At 34.6% G+C, this 20,303-nt stretch carries 18 protein-coding genes; 7 read left to right on the top strand and 11 right to left on the bottom strand.

What is annotated here, in order from left to right:
- Position 1 precedes the first annotated feature (1 nt).
- A complete protein-coding gene (locus tag J2772_RS19945) occupies positions 2-952 on the bottom strand; it encodes a bifunctional metallophosphatase/5'-nucleotidase (RefSeq protein WP_209919816.1) in 951 nt (316 codons plus the stop codon).
- Complete coding sequence (locus J2772_RS19940) at positions 952-1,710, bottom strand: 5'-nucleotidase C-terminal domain-containing protein (protein ID WP_209919815.1); 759 nt, start codon at positions 1,708-1,710, stop codon at positions 952-954. The genes J2772_RS19945 and J2772_RS19940 overlap by 1 nt, the downstream gene beginning before the upstream one ends.
- A 195-nt stretch (positions 1,711-1,905) precedes the next feature.
- On the opposite strand from J2772_RS19940, the gene dapA reads away from it, so the two are divergent.
- The 4 genes from dapA to J2772_RS19920 all read left to right on the top strand — a co-directional run bounded on the left by dapA (position 1,906) and on the right by J2772_RS19920 (position 4,678).
- Positions 1,906-2,778 (top strand): 4-hydroxy-tetrahydrodipicolinate synthase, encoded by an 873-nt coding sequence (dapA, locus tag J2772_RS19935; protein ID WP_209919814.1) that lies wholly within the window; start codon positions 1,906-1,908, stop codon positions 2,776-2,778.
- A gap of 82 nt (positions 2,779-2,860) precedes the next feature.
- Positions 2,861-3,361, top strand: a complete 501-nt coding sequence (locus tag J2772_RS19930; protein WP_209919812.1) for a GNAT family N-acetyltransferase — start codon at positions 2,861-2,863, stop codon at positions 3,359-3,361.
- Positions 3,362-3,657: 296 nt separating this feature from the next.
- Positions 3,658-4,239, top strand: a complete 582-nt coding sequence (locus J2772_RS19925) for a helix-turn-helix domain-containing protein (RefSeq protein WP_209919810.1) — start codon at positions 3,658-3,660, stop codon at positions 4,237-4,239.
- Entirely contained in the window at positions 4,232-4,678 is a 447-nt protein-coding gene (locus J2772_RS19920; protein WP_209919808.1) for a response regulator, read from the top strand. Before J2772_RS19925 ends, J2772_RS19920 begins: the two co-directional genes overlap by 8 nt.
- A 605-nt stretch (positions 4,679-5,283) precedes the next feature.
- Here J2772_RS19920 and recG read toward each other — a convergent pair.
- The 8 genes from recG to J2772_RS19880 form a co-directional block, all read right to left on the bottom strand.
- Positions 5,284-7,371, bottom strand: coding sequence for an ATP-dependent DNA helicase RecG (gene recG, locus J2772_RS19915; protein WP_209919806.1), 2,088 nt, complete (start codon positions 7,369-7,371; stop codon positions 5,284-5,286).
- Positions 7,372-7,507: 136 nt separating this feature from the next.
- On the bottom strand, positions 7,508-8,041 hold the full coding sequence (locus J2772_RS19910) for a thioredoxin family protein (RefSeq protein WP_209919804.1): 534 nt from the start codon (positions 8,039-8,041) through the stop codon (positions 7,508-7,510).
- 42 nt (positions 8,042-8,083) lie between these two features.
- Positions 8,084-9,595 (bottom strand): peptide MFS transporter, encoded by a 1,512-nt coding sequence (locus J2772_RS19905; protein WP_209919802.1) that lies wholly within the window; start codon positions 9,593-9,595, stop codon positions 8,084-8,086.
- 22 nt (positions 9,596-9,617) lie between these two features.
- Positions 9,618-10,607 carry a YhcG family protein gene (locus J2772_RS19900; RefSeq protein WP_317194520.1) on the bottom strand — a complete coding sequence of 330 codons (990 nt, stop codon included), beginning with the start codon at positions 10,605-10,607 and terminating at the stop codon, positions 9,618-9,620.
- 62 nt (positions 10,608-10,669) lie between these two features.
- On the bottom strand, positions 10,670-12,424 hold the full coding sequence (locus J2772_RS19895) for a peptide MFS transporter (protein ID WP_209919798.1): 1,755 nt from the start codon (positions 12,422-12,424) through the stop codon (positions 10,670-10,672).
- A 131-nt stretch (positions 12,425-12,555) separates the two neighbouring features.
- Positions 12,556-14,211 carry a peptide MFS transporter gene (locus J2772_RS19890; RefSeq protein WP_209919796.1) on the bottom strand — a complete coding sequence of 552 codons (1,656 nt, stop codon included), beginning with the start codon at positions 14,209-14,211 and terminating at the stop codon, positions 12,556-12,558.
- 135 nt (positions 14,212-14,346) lie between these two features.
- Positions 14,347-16,476, bottom strand: coding sequence for a S9 family peptidase (locus tag J2772_RS19885; RefSeq protein ID WP_209919794.1), 2,130 nt, complete (start codon positions 16,474-16,476; stop codon positions 14,347-14,349).
- Between the two features lie 23 nt (positions 16,477-16,499).
- Entirely contained in the window at positions 16,500-16,673 is a 174-nt protein-coding gene (locus J2772_RS19880; RefSeq protein WP_209919792.1) for a hypothetical protein, read from the bottom strand.
- A gap of 150 nt (positions 16,674-16,823) precedes the next feature.
- Between J2772_RS19880 and J2772_RS19875 the strand changes: the two genes are divergently transcribed.
- Both J2772_RS19875 and J2772_RS19870 read left to right on the top strand, forming a co-directional pair.
- A complete protein-coding gene (locus J2772_RS19875) occupies positions 16,824-17,297 on the top strand; it encodes a hypothetical protein (RefSeq protein WP_209919789.1) in 474 nt (157 codons plus the stop codon).
- A gap of 11 nt (positions 17,298-17,308) precedes the next feature.
- Positions 17,309-17,497, top strand: a complete 189-nt coding sequence (locus J2772_RS19870) for a DUF6496 domain-containing protein (protein ID WP_089738586.1) — start codon at positions 17,309-17,311, stop codon at positions 17,495-17,497.
- A gap of 60 nt (positions 17,498-17,557) precedes the next feature.
- Here the strand turns inward: J2772_RS19870 and glgP are convergent, their stop codons facing one another.
- Complete coding sequence (glgP, locus tag J2772_RS19865; RefSeq protein WP_209919788.1) at positions 17,558-19,225, bottom strand: alpha-glucan family phosphorylase; 1,668 nt, start codon at positions 19,223-19,225, stop codon at positions 17,558-17,560.
- 203 nt (positions 19,226-19,428) lie between these two features.
- On the opposite strand from glgP, the gene J2772_RS19860 reads away from it, so the two are divergent.
- Positions 19,429-20,226, top strand: a complete 798-nt coding sequence (locus J2772_RS19860; RefSeq protein ID WP_209919786.1) for a hypothetical protein — start codon at positions 19,429-19,431, stop codon at positions 20,224-20,226.
- The last annotated feature ends 77 nt before the right edge of the window (positions 20,227-20,303 follow it).

Genomic DNA, 20,303 nt, shown 5'->3' with positions numbered 1-20,303 from the left:
GTTATGCTATTATGCTGCTGTCTATTGCCTGGTTGTTCCAGGAAATATGCTGTACGTTTTTGTTTGTATCAAAATAAAAATCTATTCTACCTAAAAGAAGTCCTGCCCATCCCACTTGGTTTACAAGAACGTTTTTGCCCTGTCTGTTAGTGAATGTCTGAGGTTCCGGTAAAAATGTATGGGTGTGTCCACCAAGGATAATATCTATATTTTCTGTGCTGGCGGCTAAAATTTTATCGCTTACCTTATTCGGTTCATCCTTGTAATCGTATCCAATATGCGAAAGGCAAATGACAAGATCACATTTCTGGTCTTTTTTCAAGAAGTTTGAATAGTGCTGGGCCACATCAATCGGATTAGAATATACGGTTTCTGCATATTGCTTTTTACCTACAAGACCATCTAACTGGATTCCTACTCCAAAAATTCCAACTTTGATTCCGTTTTTGTTGAAGATCTTATAAGGAGATGTTTTCCCATCCAGAATAGTGTTTTTAAAATCATAATTGGAACAGATAAAAGGAAACTTTGCATTGGGAAGAACCTTTAAAAATCCTTCAAGTCCATTATCAAAATCATGATTTCCCATGGTAGAAGCATCATACTTCATCATAGACATTAACTTGAACTCCAGTTCGCCACCAAAAAAGTTAAAATAAGGGGTTCCCTGAAAGATATCTCCGGAATCAAGAAGAAGCACATTGCTTTCCTGATTTCTGATTTGCTGAATTAAGCTGGATCTTCTTGCAAACCCTCCCTGGTTGGGATTCTTTGTATAGCTTGCATCGAAAGGTTCTATTCTGCTATGCTGGTCATTAGTATGAAGAATGGTTAGCTTATTTGCAGATTTTAAATCAAGAATTTTTAATTCTTCCGCCATCATCATATTGGGAGCTAAGGCCATTGCCAAAGACCCACCACCTATTGCCTTTAAAAAACTTTTTCTATCCATTACTTTTTACCGATAAAATTTAAACGAACATCTGTAGGAGAAACAATTTCAGGATTTCTCTTGAAATAATCAATGTATAAATCTCTAAGTTTAACTCCTGTAGGAATTGCTTCCCCTTTTGAAAAGAACTTCATATTATCACCCCCTAAAGCCAGATAGTCTGAAGTAGCAATATAGTAGTCCTTGTTAGGATCTACTTCTTTTCCGTTAATTAACGATTTGGTTAACTGTCCGTTTTTTGTTTCAATATATAATTGAGAGACCGGATTATTGACCTGTGTTTTGGCATAGTATTCAAAAAGTCCCGGTAAATCTGCACCTTTCATTTTTACAATGATGAGTTCATTTTCGAAAGGCATTACCTCAAAAAGGTTTTTCAGCATGATATCACCTTGTCCAATTGTAGTACGGATTCCTCCGATATTGATTAATGCGGCATCTACATTTTGTTTAAGGTGGGTTTTTGTCCATTCATTACCGCCCTCAAGGGTGTAGTCTGCTAAAAGATTTCCCAGATTGCTGTTATCCCCTTGTTTAGTAAGGTCTGTATTGGTGTGTGAGATTTTTTGATTCATCTCTTTATCCAATTTCTGTTTATAAGGTTCAATAAATTTTACAAACTCCTCATCATTCTTTAGCTCATTATTAATAGAAATATTTTTCTGGGTCTTTACATTCGCAAGTTGCGGCACAGAAGCCGTTTTGCATGCTGTAAGAGATGCCAGAGCAATTCCTAGTAACAAGAATTTATTTTTCATATGCTGTAAATTATTTTTTATAAAGGTCATATGCCATCGCTGGTTATTTCGGTGTTTTTTTTAACAATTTAGATTATAGCGATTTCATAATATCTTTTAGTATATGCAAATATAACTATATGTATAATAAAACATTATTATTTATTACAAATTCTTATTGTAAATGATTAAATTTGGCAAAAATAATTCGAACAGATGAGCATTTTAAAAGGAGTAGGTGTTGCATTGGTAACACCCTTTAATGAAGATTTATCCGTTGACTTCGACAGTTTAACAAAACTGATTGATTATAACATTGATAACGGAACCAATTATTTGGTAGTATTAGGAACTACAGCTGAGGCTGCAACGCTTTCTGATGATGAGAAGAAACAGGTAATTGAGCATATCATTAAGGTAAATAATAAACGTCTTCCTTTGGTTTTAGGAATTGGCGGAAACAATACTCTTGAGGTCAAGAAACAGATTGAAGAAGCAGATCTTTCTGCATTTGAAGCAGTACTTTCTGTATCTCCATATTATAATAAACCTAATCAGGAAGGTCTTTACCAACATTATAAAGCTTTAGCTTCTACCGGAAAGAATATCATTATTTATAATGTTCCTTCCAGAACTGGACAAAATATTGATGCTGATACTACGATTCGTCTTGCAAAAGAATTCCCGAATCTATTCATGATTAAAGAAGCTACACCCAATATTTTACAATACTTTGATATCCTTAGAAAGAAACCGGAAGGATTTTCTTTGGTTTCTGGAGATGATGAGTACACACTTCCTGTAACTTTAGCTGGAGGTGATGGCGTAATTTCTGTAATCGGGCAAGGGTATCCAAAAGAATTCTCTACAATGGTACAATTGGCTTTTGAAGGAAAGGTAAAAGAGGCTTATGAGATCCACAATAAACTGGTAGATATTACCCGTCTTATTTTTGCAGAAGGTAACCCTTGTGGTATTAAAGTAGTATTAACTGAAAAAGGAATTATTAAGAATTATCTTAGACTTCCTTTAGTTCAGGCATCAGAAGGACTTTATGCTAAAATTAAAACTGAAATGGCTAAGATTTAATAACCTGCCTATTAAACATCACACAATACAACAAAGTGAAAAGTTCAGGCTTTTCACTTTTTTTAATCATAATCCATAAAATATGAAATTAATACAAGCAACAGGGAAGGATATTCCTCTCATTCAGGACCTGGCTAGAAGATCGTGGGAAAATGCTTATGCAGAGATACTTTCGGAAGAACAAATGGAGTATATGCTCTCTGAAATGTATTCGGAACAGGAAATTGAAAATCAACTCCAGAACCCCAATTATCATTATTATTTGATTGAAGATGAAAGTAGTCATTCTTATGAAGGGTTTATTGGATACGAACACAATTATGAAGATCAAACTACAAAACTTCACCGCATTTATCTGATTCCGGAAAGCAAAGGAAAAGGATTTGGGAAAGAAGCACTTCTGTTTTTAAATGATAAAGTTGCTGAGAACGGAAATAAAAGAATCATCCTTAATGTGAATAAAAATAATGCTGCCAGAAACTTCTATGAATCCCAAGGCTACAAGGTTTATGGTGAGGGCGTTTTCGATATCGGGAACGGATTTGTAATGGATGATTTTTTAATGGAATTTCTAATTCACTGATTTTTGACTTAAAATTTTGTAACTTTATCCCGTAATTCTATAACAGGTGATTTCTTTTTTTGAATCATCTTTGTTTCAGAACCAAATCACTTATAACAATACATTCATATGCTTGGTTTTGAGCTGACATAGCTTTTTATCAGTATATTTTTTTCATCCTTAGTGTTTAAATTCCTGTATTTTCGGATACAGGAGTTTTTGCGTATTTATATTAAGTTAAAAAAATATTTCCTATTTCACATTTACTTGAAATAAATTATTATATTTACTAAAAAAATAGGCTTACTTATACTAGGATGAAAATGTATGTTAAATTTGATTTCAATGCCCTTTGTAAAAAGGTGTTGGACGAAAAACTGAAGGAGCACGGGCTGAAATACCGGTTGCTGAACTTCGGTGAGGTAGAGTTCTATGAACCCTTTACACAAGAGCAACATAATCTTTTCAAGAAGAATCTTGGGGATTATGGTATTGAGATCATAGAAAGCCAGAAGACGGCTTTGGTACAGAAGATAAAAGATACTATTGTAGAACTTGTCTTTTCTGAAGAGATTATTCCCGTAAAAGCATCCATTTATATTTCTGAAAAACTGAATCATAGCTATGGATATCTTTCCAATCTGTTTTCAGAGGTTGCTTATACTTCCATAGAGAATTTTATTATTCTCCAGAAAATAGAGCATGCAAAAGCTCTGATTATAAGGAATAAGCAAAGTCTTACTGAAATTGCGCATAAGCTGAATTATTCCAGCGTGGCACATTTAAGTACACAGTTTAAAAATACGACAGGAATTACACCCTCACAGTTTCAAAAGATCATAGGAAAAAGAAGAAGAGCCCAAAGCATGGTAATAAATCCTAAAATGCAGTATGAATAAAGAATTTCTGAACGTAATTGTAGCAGATAATGATGAAAACACCTTAATTTTTTTTAAAAATATATTTAAAGAGCTTAAGATCTCTATAAAAGTTCAATGTTTCAACAATGGACAAAATTTGATGGAGTATCTCAACAATAATGATACTGTAGTTCCTGAAATCATTTTTATTAATTACACTATTCCCGGAAAAGACAGCATGGAATGCATTGATGAACTGAAAGCCAATCCAAAGTTTAGCAATGTAGTGACAGCCATTTATAGTGAAGAGATCTCTGAGAATGAAATTGAAGAAACCTTTGTAAAAGGAAACAATATCTGTATAAGAAAACCTTCCGATTTTGGAACATTAAAAAAGATACTTACAGAGATTATTACAATAAACTGGCAATATCATACTTCAGGATTGAATAAAGATAATTTTATTCTAAAGTTATGATAAACAGGTTGTTTTTGTTTTCCATTTTAAAAGAATGTAATGTTATTCATTGTATAATATTCACATTAAAGTGAAAATTTTATAACTAATAACTGAAATAATATAAAAAAGAAGACAGTTAATATTCAGACATTTGTAAATGTAAACTTAGTGACACAAATTAGATTATATACATGAAGATACAGATGAATGAGAAGTAATTGTTTCTACAGTAAAAATATATAAATCACGATGTAAACAAAATGAGTTATATTCATTTCCAATTTTAAAGCATAGAAGATCTTTAAACAAAACGGTACAATCATGAAAACTCGAAATAGTTGGAGATATTTTTATTCGTTTCATTCCCTCATCTCCACTAGACACAGTTAGTTTTTATAATAAGCAAGTTGGAAAAATAATTCATTTTGTTTTTTATAATTTATTTTAATAGTGATGACTTATCTTCAAATAATATTATAGATATTTTCACACCACACCACACCACATCACAAAATATTAAGTATAAGCTATTAAAATAAATTTTTTAAGCAGACCAAAAAAGTAATTTCTTCTAAATAACAGTTTTATAAGGGAACCGCAGGAAAATTTTTCTGCGGTTTTTTTTATGAAATTTTACCCCACTTATTTTTTCCTTTATAGTACTTTATATAGTAATTTTTAATAATCAGATTGTCTTGTCTTGTCAGTATAGGATCAGCTTCAAGGATTTTGTCAACAGTATTTTTGGTAGTCTTAATAATGGCAGAATCGTTCACCAGATCCAGCCTTTTAAAATCAACCACACCACTTTGCTGGGTTCCTAAAATATCACCGGGACCACGAAGCTGCATATCAACCTCAGAAATTTTAAAACCATCATTGGTTTCAGTCATTGTCTTGATACGGGTTCTGCTTTCCTTCGATAACTTATCGGAAGTCATCAGAATACAATAACTCTGCTCTGCACCTCTTCCTACACGTCCTCTGAGCTGATGAAGCTGTGAAAGACCAAACCTCTCAGAACTTTCAATAACCATTACTGAAGCATTCGGAACGTTTACTCCTACTTCAATAACGGTAGTAGCTACCATTATCTCTGCCTTTCCTGAAGCGAAATAAGCCATAGCAGTATCCTTTTCGTCCGGTTTCATCTTCCCATGGAGCATGGTCACATTGTAGTCAGAGAAGAAATCCATGACGTGTTCCAAGCCTTCCATCAGATTTTTGTAATCCAACGTTTCAGATTCTTCAATTAATGGATAAACAAAATAAACCTGTCTTCCTTTCTTGATTTCATCTTTACAGAAATTATACACATATAATCTATCTTTTTCACGCCTGTGAGCAGTGATAATTGGTTTTCTTCCCACAGGCATTTCATCAATTACAGAAACATCCAGATCAGAATAAAAGCTCATCGCTAATGTTCTTGGAATAGGGGTTGCGGTCATCACCAGAATATGAGGCGGAATCTTATTTTTAGCCCACAGTTTTGCCCGTTGTGCCACTCCAAATCTATGCTGCTCATCAATAATAGAAAGCCCAAGGTTTTTGAATTTAACTTTATCTTCCAGAACCGCATGAGTTCCCACAAGAATAGAAAGTGAACCATTTTCCAGCTCTTCGTGAATAACCCTTCTTTCCTTTATTTTGGTGGAACCAGTCAGCAATCGGACATTGATTCCCGTTTTTTCAAGCAAATCTTTTATCCCATTATAATGCTGCTGGGCAAGAATTTCAGTAGGAGCCATCAGACAGCTTTGGAAACCATTATCCATGGCAATAAGCATCGTTAATAAAGCAACCATTGTTTTTCCGGAACCTACATCACCCTGTAAAAGCCTGTTCATCTGAATAGGTCTTTTCATATCCATCCGGATTTCCTTTAAAACCCTTTTTTGAGCCCCGGTAAGTTCAAACGGAAGGTATTTTTCATAAAAATCGTTGAAATGATCGCCTATAATAGGGAACGGATTACCATAAGACTGTGTTTTATGATGAAGCTTTTTTAAACCATATCCTAGTTGAAAAAAGAAAGATTCTTCAAATTTTAATCTAAAATCTGCCTTATCAAAGTGTTCCTGATCCTTAGGGAAATGTACATTTAGAAAAGCATGCTGGCGTGACATAAAATTGAAGGTTTTCATCAGATATTCCGGGAAATTTTCCTCAATAAGATTCGGGATTTCCCTGCAGATATTTCTTAAAGCATTTTGAAAAAACCTCTGATTGAGCCCTCTTTTTGTTAATTTTTCAGAACTTGGATAAATGGGTTTTAAGCGGGTTTCGCCTTCTTTCTTTTCCTCGGCCTCAATTTCAGGATGTGGCATGGAAAATTGGTGGTTAAATACATTGATTTTCCCGAAAATATAAACCTCACGGTTAATGGGAAGCTGTTCTTTCAGCCATTTAGAATATTGAAACCATACAAGATCCATGCTTCCTGTATCATCATTGAATTTAGCCGTTAATCTCTTGGTTTTTCCGGTCTGAATTTCCTGAACCTGAGTAATTCTTCCTTTAAACTGAATTTCCTGGCTGGTTTCCTCATGAAGCTGAGAGATTTTATAGAGCTTACTTTTATCCAGGTAACGGATAGGGTAGAAGTTCAGCATGTCTTCTACAGTCGATAATCCTAACACACTTTTAATGAGTTTGGCTCTTTCCGGACCTATTCCTTTTACATATTCTATGGAAGTTTCTAAAGTCATTTCTTATCTGAGATTCGGGAATCGAATATGGGGTGAAAAACAAAGGTTCGAATTTCGGTAAAATAAAAAAGACTTCCAAAAAAAATTGAAAGTCTTAGTTTATATAGACCATTAAAGTTTTAAAACTTAATGCTGATTAATCTTTTATTTTAGATTTGAACTTTTTCTGATAATCTTCCCATTGTTCTCGAGTACGGATCTTTTTAAAAAGATCTTTTGAGATCAGTTCCAGGTAAGGTTCCAGTTCTTTGGCAGATAATTCTCCCTGAAGAATCGTGATAGGATCACCGTGTTCATCCAAAAATACGGTACTTGGAACAGCTCCTACATTCATGTATTGAGTAAATTCATGCAGTGAATTGCGTCCTTGTTTCTGTTCTGTATTAGGATTTGAAAAAGTTCGTCCGAAAATTTCAATACTCTTCTTTTCTTCTGAATTAAATTTTACAGGATAAAAATTCTCATTTAAAATTTGAGAAAGTACCTGGTGACCATAAGTTTTTTTGTCCATGATCTTACAGGGCCCGCACCATTCTGCATAAAAATCAATAAGAATCTTTTTAGGATTTTCTTTCTGTGCTTTCAGAGCCTCTTCAATAGTCATCCATTTAGTCTGTGCAAAACTAAAATTTAATAGTAATAAGAGAAGTATGCTTAAAATTTTCTTCATAATTTGATATTTACGTAAAAATAAGCATAATTACTTATTTTTTTATTTTACTTCCTGCATTAATTTTTTCACAAACGGAGATATCAAAATTAATACCACTCCGGCAATTATAGCATACAATCCCAATTGTTTATATCCATCAGTATAAGTGATAAGTTCATCATAATTGGTAGAACCTTCCTTAGCTGTAGCAAGACTTGCCCCTATGATTCCTGCAACATACTGTCCGTATGCTGATGCAAGGAACCACATTCCCATCATCATTCCTTGGAGGTTTTTGGTAGAAAGTTTCGTCATAATGGAGAGCCCGATAGGAGAGAGGCATAATTCCCCAAGCGTAATAATTAATAATGCCAGTGTAAAGAAGTTCAAAGAAGTAATACCTTGAAGGTCTGCAAATAATCGGGTGGCAAATAAAACGTAATATCCCGCTCCTAAGAAAATAAATCCTAATCCGAATTTAATAATTGTATTGGGTTCAATCTTTCTCTTATTCAACCAAATCCAAAGAAGACCAACTAATGGAGCAAGGAAAATGATGAAAAAGGCACCTCCTGAGTTATTCACACCATTCGGATCCAATCCGAAAAGGTCTTTATTAAGGTTTTTTGCAGCGAAAATACTTAATGAACCTCCACTTTGCTCATATATTCCCCAGAATATAATCGAGAAGATAATAAATACTAGGGCAGCCCAAAGCTTTTTACGTTCAGCAGCCGTTACTTTAGACATTTCATAGAATAAATAGATCAGTGTCAATGGCCCGATAGTCCACATGAAATAATCCGTATATTCTGTTCTGGCAACCATTGTCATAATGATTGGAATGAAAATTAAAGACAGAGCATAAACTCCATACTCTTTCCATTTTGGGATAGGAGTGCTTTTTGTTTCTGCTAATGGATGCCCTGGCTGTAAACCAATAGTTCCTAATCTTTTTTGTGTAAATACAAAGTTGATTAAACTGATAACCATTACTACAGAAGCTAATCCAAACGCAATATGCCATCTCATTTCTTCAGCAATCAGGTTGCTTAGGACTTCTCCTTTTCCAATAGCGATACATAAATAACCACCTAGTAATGCTCCAAGGTTAATTCCTGCATAGAACAGGGAGAAACCTGCGTCTGCTCTTGAGTCATTAGGCTTATAAAGCTGACCAACCATTGACGAAATATTAGGTTTGAAGAAACCTGTCCCCACTACAGTAAATGCAATTCCAAGGAAAAAGAATTTATGAGGATCGGTTGCCAGAATTAAACTTCCGAGAATCATCAGAAGTCCACCCCAAAACAGAGATTTTCTGAATCCTAAGATTTTATCAGCAAAAAGTCCCCCTATAAAGGTAAAGGCATATACGAAAGCCTGTGTGGCACCATATTGAAGGTTCGCTTCTTTTTCGTGGAAGTTAAGCTGTGAGATCATAAAGAAAACCAGCATTCCACGCATTCCGTAGAAACAGAAACGTTCCCACATTTCAGAGAAAAATAGACTCCATATTTGCCTAGGGTATTTTCCTTTGAAATTTTGTATTTCATCTAAAGTTAAGCTCATAATGATAATATGATTGTTTTAATTAAGGGTTTTTATTGTCCTGATCCAGTTCAAAACGAATTCTGTCCTGATCGATGATTTGTTTTAATTCTTCTTCTTTTGGGAGGTACAGCAGGTATTTGCTGGCAAATAAATTATTTTTATCATTGAGAACCGAATACTTTACAATGGTTTCATCCTTTTCAGAACAAAGTAAAATACCAATAGTTGGATTGTCTCCTTCGCCTCGTTTCAGGTCATCATACATTCTTACATACATATCGATTTGCCCAATATCCTGATGAGAAAGTTCTCCGGTTTTCAGGTCAATGATGACAAAACATTTTAGAATGTAATTGTAGAAAACCAGATCAATATAAAAATCTGAGGTATCTGTGGAGATATGTTGTTGTCTGGCTACAAAAGCGAATCCTTTTCCAAATTCAAGTAAAAACTTTTGGATATGGTCAATAATGGCAGTTTCAATTTCTTTTTCAGAAAACTGTTCGTCTGCCTTTATGCCAAGAAATTCAAAAATGTAAGGATCTTTTAAAACACTGTGGATGTTTTCAGCTGAAGATTTTTTATGTTTTAAAACTCTTTCGTAGGCGAGTGAGTTGATTTGTCTTTTTAAGTCCCTTGAACTCCAATTATTTTGAATTGTTTCATCTATATAATAATTGATTTTCTGAGTATTATCTATTTTAAAGAGGAGTCTGTAATGAGTCCAGCTCAATTGTTGACGCACTGAGTCAACAATTGGAAAAGCCATATAAAACTTACGCATATTGGAAAGATTTGTGTAGTCAAATCCTTTTCCAAATTCTAAAGTAAGCTTCTGAGAAAGTTTTTTTAAGGTATATTTTCCGTATTCAGCACGTTCTTTTCCCTGCTGCTCATCTTCAACAATAAGTTTTCCAATCTGCCAGTAAGTAAGCAGTAGCGTAGAATTCGCTATTCGAAAAACCTTTTCGCGCGACTGTCTAATGATCTCCTTTACGGATTGGAATAAAGAATCTTCGGAAATTTCCATCATACGAAAATAAAAAAAACCTCCGACTTAGCAGAGGTTTTATTCATATTTTGTTAATGCAATTAGTTTACACCGTGCATCATTTTCTTTAAGATAGGTGAAAGTAAACCTAAGATTACAGAAGCAATACCACAAAGTACAACGAATACCATGAAGAATTCAAATAAATTGTGAATCTCAAATCCTACGAAAGTAGGGTTGTGTAATGGTAATTGAGCTTTTTCAAATGCAGCAACCTGCTCAGTAGTTAAGGTTACTTTTTTATCTAAAACATCCTGTAAGTTTACTCCAATTTCCTGAGCTTTTTTAAATTTATCACCTGTAGCAGGGATCAATGCTCCTAATGAACCTGCTAAAGCATACCCAGCAGCATTAGAGATGAAGAAAACACCATATAATAAGGAAGCAAATCTTTTTGGTGCTAATTTACCTACCAAAGAAAGTCCGATTGGAGATAAACAAAGCTCACCACAAGTTTGGATAAAGTATAGAAGCATTAACCATTTGATGGCTAATAAACCTGAGTTTCCTAGATCTTTTACATTGTGTGCAATGATGAAATAAGAAAGAGCTATTAATGCTAGTCCCATTGCCTGTTTGAATGGAGATACCGGCTCTTTTCCTTTTGCTCTTAATTTATCCCAACATAAACTGAAAGGAACAGCCAGTAGAACTACGAAAATTCCGTTGAAAATCTGAACCATTGAAGGTGGCATATTCCATCCAAAAATGTTTCTGTCTGTCTGGTTATCTGCAATAAATGTTAATGAAGAACCTGCCTGTTCAAAAGCAGCCCAGAAGAAGATAATGAAGAATGAAACAATATAAATTACCCAGATTCTCTGTCTTTCCACTTTATTTTCAGCAGAAGTCATAATCAGGAATGCAAGGGAAATCCCTGCTGCATAAATGAATGGATAAATAATTCCTTTAATCATTTGGCCCATTTCCACCGAGTTAAACCCAAGTTGTCCTACCAGTAGATATCTGAATACAAAGAAAAGAACAGCAAAGATACCTACCGTGATACCTAAAGACATCCCTGAGAATTTAGCTGTCTGAGATTCTCCTTCTTCGAAATCTGCAGTACTGTTATTTTTTGGTAACCCTCCGATAGGTCTTCCTTCCGGAGTTACAACGTATTTGTTTTTAAGGATAAAGAATGTTATAGTTCCAATTAGCATCGCAATTGAAGCTGCTAAGAATCCCCATTTGAAAGCAAAGATATCTCTTACTCCGGTTGTAGCATCTTTTACGTCTCCTACGTAAGGACAGATAAACTGTCCTAAGAATGCTCCAATGTTGATCCCCATATAGAAAATGGTGAAAGCAGAGTCCAGTTTAGATTTTTCCTGTTTTGGATAAAGGCTTCCCACCATTGAGGAAATGTTAGGTTTGAAGAATCCGTTACCAAAAATGATAACAAATAATGCCAACCACATAATCATTTTAGCACTTCCAAGATCCGCAGAGAAAGTTGAAGCACTAATGAATAATAAAAACTGACCAATCGCCATAAGAGATCCACCTACGATAATGGCAAATCTGTTTCCTATATATTTATCAGCAATAAACCCTCCTAGAAGCGGAGTTAAATAACATAAAGCTAAAAATCCACCATAGATAATCGCTGCGTCAGCTTCTTTTATCAATAAGGAATTTACCATAAAGAGCGTTAAAAGTGCTCTCATTCCGTAAAAGTTGAAACGCTCCCACATTTCCGTTCCGAATAGAACCCATAATCCTTTCGGATGTCTGGTGCTCTTATTCTCTACCAATTCATCCGGTTTCGGACTTATTGCTTCAATATTATCCATTCTATTGTTAATTTTTGTTAAGACTGACAAATATAGTTTATTTTGGGTTTTTGGCAAGGTTTTAATTTTATTTTTAAATAAAAAAGCTGCGGACCTAATCCGCAGCTTGCTATTCTTTATAAGATCAAGGTTTAATGCCCTTTTTCCTTCATAATTTTATTTAATCTTTTTAACATTGAAAGGCCTAAAAGTGTAGCAAATATTAACAAAGCGAAATTCACAAGGAAATAATTCGTCTTGTTTTCATAGCTGTACCATGTACTTGCCAGAATTCCTGAAAGTTTGTTTCCTACAGAGTTAGCAAGGAAGAATCCACCCATCATTAAAGCTGTAATCCTTGCAGGGGAAAGCTTGGAAACGAATGAAAGTCCCATAGGTGAAAGACATAATTCCCCAATGGTAATTACTCCGTAACTTGCTACCAGCCATAAAGGAGAAACCTTTACAGAACCATTATCTCCAGCCATTACCGCTAAAACCATTACCAGACACGATAATCCGGAAATGAATAATCCTAAAACAATTTTGGTAGGTGTTAAAGGTTCTTTTCCTTTTCTTCTTAACAAAGCCCAGAATCCTACCACAACCGGAGTTAATGCAATTACCCAGAATGGATTAATAGATTGAAATAGCTCCGTATTGTATAAGTAAACTTTATTTTCAGGGTTTTTCTCAAGAGCAGCACGCTGTTCCGGAGAGACATTTTTAAAGTAAACATCCTTTCCTGTTTCTTTTTTAGTGTCTCCGTTATCATCTTTTTGAGAACGGAACTGGTTGTCATATACAGGAACTTCTTTGTCTTCGTAGCTCTTTCCGTCAACCATATAGATTCCTTCCAAAGGCTTTTCCAAAGATGCAGGAACGCTTCTGTCTGTATAATAGTTAGCCCATCTTGTTAAAGCAGTTCCGTTTTGCTTGAAAACCGCCCAGAAGAACATACTGATAAGGAATACAGAAAGTAATGCTCCAATGGATGCTTTTTCATCAGGCTTAGCCTTAAAGTAAAGAGAAGCATAAAAGTAAATAACAGGAACACATGCAAAAATAAAGGCATCTGTACTGTCACTTCCAAAGATATTATTAGGAATAAACCAACCAATACCTCCGGCAGCAATAGCAGGAACAAACACTTTAAGCATGATTTCAGAAAGCTTAGTATCTCCTTCCTGTACAGGCTTCATCTGAGCAGCATGGATGTAATGCTTTCTACCGATGGTAAAAATAACCATACCAATCAACATTCCAACTCCAGCAGTGATGAAGGCTTCACCCCAACCGAATTTATTACGCATAAATGCAGCAATAATGTTACATATAAATGCTCCGATATTGATTCCCATGTAGAAAATGTTGTACCCGGAATCTTTGTTGGCTTTATAAGGCTCTTCAGAATAAAGATTTCCTAAAAGGGTAGAAATGGTAGGTTTAAAGAAACCGTTTCCGATGATAATTAATGCCAGAGAGGCATAAAATAAAGGTAAATCCTTGAAAACACCCATTCCAATATATCCTGCAGCCATCAAAATACCTCCAAGATAAATAGACTTAATATATCCTAAAACTCTATCGGCTAAGAAACCACCAATAAAAGGAGTCAAATAAGTTAATGCGATATAAGTTCCGAAAATGTCATCAGCAGTTTTGTCCGGCAGGCCCAGACCTCCTTTCATACCAGTAGGTTCAATGACATACAGAACAAAGATTCCAAGAATCAGGTAGTACCCGAAACGCTCCCACATTTCTGTAAAGAAAAGGTAAGGCAGCCCTTTAGGATGTTTTGTCTTCATATATTCAAATTTCAATTGCCCAAAAATAGGTTTTTAATTCCAATTGATAAAATAAATAATATAGTCCCAAATGATTAATGAAATAAATATAAAAATCCCTTTCAAAATATTGAAAGGGATGTATAATTCAGAATATTATAAGTTATTTAAGATAAAATCTGTCATTTTCTGGTACAATTGCGGTCTTGTCTGCCCACCGTAAATTCCGTGATTTTTGTCCGGATATGCCATAAAGTCAAACTGCTTTTTATTTTGAATCAAAGCTTCGGATAATTCCATAGAATTTTGGAAATGTACATTATCATCAGCCGTTCCATGGATTAAAAGGAATTTTCCTTTCAATAGTTTTGCATATTCAGTAGGAGAGTTCTTATCATAGCCATCAGGGTTTTCCTGAGGTGTTCTCATGAATCTTTCCGTGTATACAGAATCATAATATCTCCAGTTGGTTACCGGTGCTACGGCAATACCCATTTTGAAGACATCGGCTCCTTTCGTCATCGCTAAGCTTGTCATATAACCTCCAAAGCTCCATCCGAACATTCCAATTCTGCTTTTATCAACATAAGATTGGTTTCCGAACCATTTTGCTGCGGTAATCTGGTCTTCAATTTCATATTTTCCAAGGTTCATATAAGTAACTTTCTTATATTTTGTTCCTTTGTAACCTGTTCCACGTCCGTCTACGCAAGCAACAATATATCCTTTTTGTACAAGGTGGTTGAACCACATGGCATTTCCATTGTCCCAAGAGTTCGCAACCTGTTGAGATCCCGGTCCGGAATATTGGAACATAAACAATGGGTATTTTTTATTAGGATCAAAGTTTTTAGGCTTCATTACCCAAGCATTCATTTGATCACCTACAGCATTAGGGATGGTGATGAACTCTTTTTCAACAAAATTATCTGCTTTTAGTTTCTGAAGTTGATCATTATTGTTTTGAAGTTCTTTCACTGTTTTACCATTTCCGTCTTTCAAAACATAGGTGTGAGGTTTTGCAGCTGTAGAAGAGGTTTCAATGAAATAGTTATAGTTTTTGCTGAAATTTGCAGCATTATTTCCTTCAGCATTGGAGATCAGCTGAGACTTGCCATTTTCGATATTTACTTTAGAAACGACTTTATTGATGCTTCCTTTTTCTGTAGTCTGGATGTAGATTTCCTTAGATTTTGGATTGAAACCATAATAATCTGTTACCTCCCAATTTCCTTTAGTAATTTGTTTTTTAAGTTTTCCATCTTTATCATACCAATATAAATGGCGGTTTCCATCTCTTTCAGAAGCCCAAAGGAAAGAATCATCATCAAGGAATTCAATGGTAGGACTGTCTGTTTCAATCCACTTATCATCAGTTTCTGTAAATAATTTCTGTACTGCTCCTGTTTTAGTATTTACCTTTAAAATATCTGAAGCATTTTGAATTCTCTCCGAAGTAATCAGAACCATTTCATCTGCTTTCGCAGTCTGGAAAACATTCTGGATATAATAGTTTTTGAAAGAACCTAGGCTCAATGGTATTACTTTTTCTGTATCAAGACGATACAGCTGTGCAGAAACTACAGAATTTTTTTCTCCGGCTTTAGGATATTTGTAGCGCATCTCTGCAGGATAAAGATTTTTTCCATAAATGGGAATATAAATCTCCGGAACCTGGCTCTCGTCAGATTTTACAAATACAATAGCATCAGAATTCTTCGTCCACTCATACTGTTTTGCATGTCCGAATTCTTCCTCGTAAACCCAGTCTGCCAAACCGTTAAGAATAGCATTTTTCTTACCGTCAGTAGTAATTTGAGTGATCTTTCCGGATGTTAGATCCTGGTAATATAAATTGTTATCAGCAATAAAAGCTACTTTTGTGGCATCAGGTGAAAAAGCAGGCTCCTGAACTGGCTTTCCGTCATTTAAACTAATTACTTTTCCTGATTTTAAATCTTTTACTTCAAACTTTCCAAGGAAAGAATGTCTATAGATAGGCTGGCTTTCTTTCAGTAAAAGAATTTTAGACTCATCATCAGAAAATATATAGCTTTCAAAACTTCCATCTACAATATTTCCTTCTTTTTGAGAGGTTTTGTAGGAGTATTTTGCAATTCCTGAAGGCTCGATAACAAGATAGTTTTCCCCGTTTTTCATAGACGTAATCCCGGCAATGCCTTTACCACGGTAGTATCCTGAGTATATTTTGTCTAAAGTGATTTCCTGTGCTGACACATTATGAAATGCCGCTGCTATAGTAAGAGTTAAGAGTAGTTTTTTCATTTCTAATTTTAATGCTTCCAAATTTAATGAATCTTACTTACATAACCATATAAAACAAAAATCAGGATGAAGTGTCCTGATTTACATGAAATTTCTTCCAGTCCTCCAATCCACCAGATTCTAAGTTTACATATTTGCCCGTCTACACATCTTCTCATTCCCGGTAAAACACCTCCTTGTACTTCTTTTAATTGCACTCTTGGAATTTTTTTTAATTTTTCATGGTATATATTGTTGATTGGACATTTAGGGTAAAAAAACATCTGATGACGAAATTTTCAAAAAAAAGGCAATTTGGCAAAAGAATTGAATGTATATAACTACCAATCAAATCAAAAAGAATAATTATGGAAACGAATGCATACAACCAGAAACTGAACCGTTATGTATTAAACGACCAAATTGTTTATACAGGTTTTTCAAGCTTTGAAGACGCTCAGCAATGCGCCAGCAAAAAAGGGGGAATATTAGTGGAAGTGATGTTTAAAGACGGAAACGATAACCCAGAAATTATAGATGAAGCTGGTTTGATAGAGAAAAAACTTCATTACTATGTGTATGCAGGCGATGAGTATAAATTTATCCATTCATCTGATCCCGGATTTAGAAAATATGCAGACGAACTGCAGAAAATTAAAGCAGATAATGACAAAACAAGTCCGGATGAAAGGTATTTTGCCAATTTTGAGATCGAAAATATAGAAGACCCGATTATTGTGCTCAAAAATGATCATTTTCAATCGGTAACATCAAGAGAACGTTCAAAGTATTTGAAACATGCCAGAGTTTATGAACTAGGGGTATCCCTGCCAAAATCTTAAAAATTCTTATCATGAGCAAAACCAAATATTCAGATAAAGCTCAGGACAAAGTAGGAAAAGTAATGCACGAATTCAAGGAAGGAAAATTGAAGTCTTCTTCCGGGAAAAAAGTGACAAACAGAAAACAAGCCATAGCTATTGGTATTTCTGAAGCAAGAGAAGAAGGCCTGAAAGTGCCACCGAAAAAGAAAAGTAAATAATTTCAATACAAAATACCCGGAAAATTTCCGGGCATTTTTATAAGGTAAAGCAAATAGAAGCTAGCTATTTGTTTGATTATAAAGTATTCTATAATATTCATCTGCCATTCTATCACTGTTGAACTGATCTTTTACATCGTTCATGGCATTGTGCTGAATTTTTCTCCATTGGTCCGGATGATCGTAATACATTGGAAGAATTTCGTTTTCAAGGATCTCATATAATGTATTTAAATCATAATTGTCCTGTTCGTAGATACTCATATTTAGATAATCTGCCTTTGGAACAACAAAAGAATTTTCTCCATGCCTGGCAAATTCCGGGATCCAGCCGTCATCTGTAGATAAGTTGACAGATCCATTCATCGCAGCCGTCATTCCTGAAGTTCCGGATGCTTCTCTTGGAACCCTTGGATTGTTTAGCCAAAGATCAGAACCCTGTTTTAATGATTTACTTAAAGAAAGTTCATATCCTGTAAGAACAGCCATATTTTTATGATTTCTACTTTCCTCCACCAAAGTATTGAAGGTGGAAATTGCTGAATAATCCATTGGATAAGGCTTTCCTGCCCAAATGATCTGTACGGGATATTTTGGGTTGTTCAGAAGTCTATAGAATCTGTCTTTATCATGTAAAAGAAGGTCCGCACGCTTATACCCTGCAAATCTTCTAGCCCATACAATAGTGAAAACATTAGGATTGAAAAGGTTTCCGGTTTGGTCTGCAACAATGCTGAACAGCTTTTTCTTTAAATGCTTTTTACGGTAATCGAAAACGGTATCATCATTTTCATCTTTCGCATTGTAAAGTGGCTTGTCTGCCCAATATTTAAACTCCTGTGCGTTGGTAATAGAAGTGATTTCACAGATTCCTGGATATTTATTCCACATGGTACGGGAAACCACTCCGTGAAGCTGAGAAACACCATTGGCAATTCTTGCCATTTTCAGAGCACAAAGAGAATGATTGAAACGGTCATCATCTGTACCACTAATAGCTTTTACTTCTTCCATGCTATAGCCGGAGAAATACGTCATATCGTAGCACAATTTGAAATTATGTTTTTCATTTCCTGCTTCTTCCGGAGTATGGGTGGTGAAGACCAGTTTTTCTTTAACCTTATTCAGGTCTCCATTGTATTTTCTTAACAGGTAAAATGCTGCCGGAAGTCCGTGAGCCTCATTTAAATGGTAAACCTCCCTCTCGATGTTCATTTCATCCAGTAATTTAGCACCACCTTTTCCAAGTAAGATATATTGAGCCAGTTTAGTAGATTCATTAGCATCATAGAGCTTGTGGCAGATAGTCTTTGAAACATGATCGTTTTCAGGAACATCTGTGGACAAGAAAAACATGGGTGCTGTATTGAAAATTTCAGGATCAAGATACCATACCTTTACCCAAACAGGAGCACTATGAATTTCAATTTGAAATTTTATTCCCGTATCTTCAAGAAAGCTGTACATTTTTCGGGTCCATATAGGCTGAAGAGTCTGATCGTGGTTTCTTGCCTGATCATAATATCCGAATTTCCAGAGAATACCAATTCCGATAAGATCCTGCTTTAGGTTATAAGCACTTCTCATATGAGATCCTGCCAAGAATCCAAGTCCTCCGGAATATATTTTCAACACCTGCTCAAGGGCAAATTCCATTGAGAAATAGGCGGTTTTTTTTGAATATTGGGGATTGATGCTATAAGGTATTTTAAAATTCCTAAAATCCATAGAATGTGGGTTTGTGTTTGAAAAGGCAAAGGTATTAATAATGAAAATAAACTCTATGTTAAATAATGGATAAATTAATTTAAAAAGTAAGCATTGAATAGTTTTTTTACTTATCTTTAAGAGTGTAATTTTTTGATTATCAAAAACTTTTAACGGTGAAAGCCAATGGTTGCATGTGTTTAATTCAATAAAAAAAATCACACATGAAAAAGACGTTTTCTGATGAAGATCTGATAAAGAATCTGAGTTTATATTACCTGAATCGGCATTTGAAAAAAAAGCCCATAGAAAAGTATCACCGTACCATAGATGAGTCTCCGCTTCATGATCGTGAAAAATACCGAAAAAAATCAGAGATTCTTCTTCTCAACTCTTTTATGCACCATTTTCCTGATGTTAAATTTGAAAACTTCACCTGCGAAAGCCCAGACTTTATCGCAAAACTAAACGACAAAAAAATTGGAATAGAACTTACCGAAGTTATCAACCATCTGGAAATGAAAAAAGTGGAAAGCACTTTGAATAAAATGTTCCGTCAGGCAGAAATATTATTAGAACAGGAAGACACTACGAAATATCGTGGTGTTTATTTTTTAGAATTCCACCCGAATATAAAGTTTGATAATCTTGAAGAACAGGCGGAAAATATTATTAATATCTATAAAAGCATTAAAAAAAATAAAGGAATAGGCTGTGTAAAAAGTGTGAGGAAATCTTTTCACCGTAGAAATGTTTTCATCACCCACGAGTACAGTATGAATCTTTTTGATGAACTCTGCTCAGATAAAATTCTTGATCTTATTGAAAAGAAGAACGAAAAATTTCCTTATTATGATACTTCAGTGGATGAATGCTGGCTGGTTATTGTTTCTGATATGAACTCTATTGCCTCAAGATATACATTTATTCAGGATAAAGACCATCTGAAAGAAGTGAAAAGCCCTTTCCATAAAATTTTTCATCTCGAAAATCTCTGTGGGAATATTACAAGTATAAAATAATAGTTTAAAAATATTGACTTTGTAATTAAATATGGTATTTATTTTAAATATCATATAAAATACTGCTTTTTATTATT

Origin of the sequence: Chryseobacterium jejuense (assembly GCF_017877355.1) — a bacterium.
GTDB lineage: Bacteria > Bacteroidota > Bacteroidia > Flavobacteriales > Weeksellaceae > Chryseobacterium > Chryseobacterium jejuense_A.
This window is presented reverse-complemented; position numbering and strand designations above follow the sequence as displayed.

Bases quoted from the DNA above. Each gene is read 5' to 3' on its own strand.
- J2772_RS19945 (WP_209919816.1), bottom strand. From the start codon at position 952: ATGGATAGAAAAAGTTTTTTAAAGGCAATAGGTGGTGGGTCTTTGGCA.
- J2772_RS19940 (WP_209919815.1), bottom strand. From the start codon at position 1,710: ATGAAAAATAAATTCTTGTTACTAGGAATTGCTCTGGCATCTCTTACA.
- dapA (WP_209919814.1), top strand. From the start codon at position 1,906: ATGAGCATTTTAAAAGGAGTAGGTGTTGCATTGGTAACACCCTTTAAT.
- J2772_RS19930 (WP_209919812.1), top strand. From the start codon at position 2,861: ATGAAATTAATACAAGCAACAGGGAAGGATATTCCTCTCATTCAGGAC.
- J2772_RS19925 (WP_209919810.1), top strand. From the start codon at position 3,658: ATGAAAATGTATGTTAAATTTGATTTCAATGCCCTTTGTAAAAAGGTG.
- J2772_RS19920 (WP_209919808.1), top strand. From the start codon at position 4,232: ATGAATAAAGAATTTCTGAACGTAATTGTAGCAGATAATGATGAAAAC.
- recG (WP_209919806.1), bottom strand. From the start codon at position 7,371: ATGACTTTAGAAACTTCCATAGAATATGTAAAAGGAATAGGTCCGGAA.
- J2772_RS19910 (WP_209919804.1), bottom strand. From the start codon at position 8,041: ATGAAGAAAATTTTAAGCATACTTCTCTTATTACTATTAAATTTTAGT.
- J2772_RS19905 (WP_209919802.1), bottom strand. From the start codon at position 9,595: ATGAGCTTAACTTTAGATGAAATACAAAATTTCAAAGGAAAATACCCT.
- J2772_RS19900 (WP_317194520.1), bottom strand. From the start codon at position 10,607: ATGGAAATTTCCGAAGATTCTTTATTCCAATCCGTAAAGGAGATCATT.
- J2772_RS19895 (WP_209919798.1), bottom strand. From the start codon at position 12,424: ATGGATAATATTGAAGCAATAAGTCCGAAACCGGATGAATTGGTAGAG.
- J2772_RS19890 (WP_209919796.1), bottom strand. From the start codon at position 14,211: ATGAAGACAAAACATCCTAAAGGGCTGCCTTACCTTTTCTTTACAGAA.
- J2772_RS19885 (WP_209919794.1), bottom strand. From the start codon at position 16,476: ATGAAAAAACTACTCTTAACTCTTACTATAGCAGCGGCATTTCATAAT.
- J2772_RS19875 (WP_209919789.1), top strand. From the start codon at position 16,824: ATGGAAACGAATGCATACAACCAGAAACTGAACCGTTATGTATTAAAC.
- J2772_RS19870 (WP_089738586.1), top strand. From the start codon at position 17,309: ATGAGCAAAACCAAATATTCAGATAAAGCTCAGGACAAAGTAGGAAAA.
- glgP (WP_209919788.1), bottom strand. From the start codon at position 19,225: ATGGATTTTAGGAATTTTAAAATACCTTATAGCATCAATCCCCAATAT.
- J2772_RS19860 (WP_209919786.1), top strand. From the start codon at position 19,429: ATGAAAAAGACGTTTTCTGATGAAGATCTGATAAAGAATCTGAGTTTA.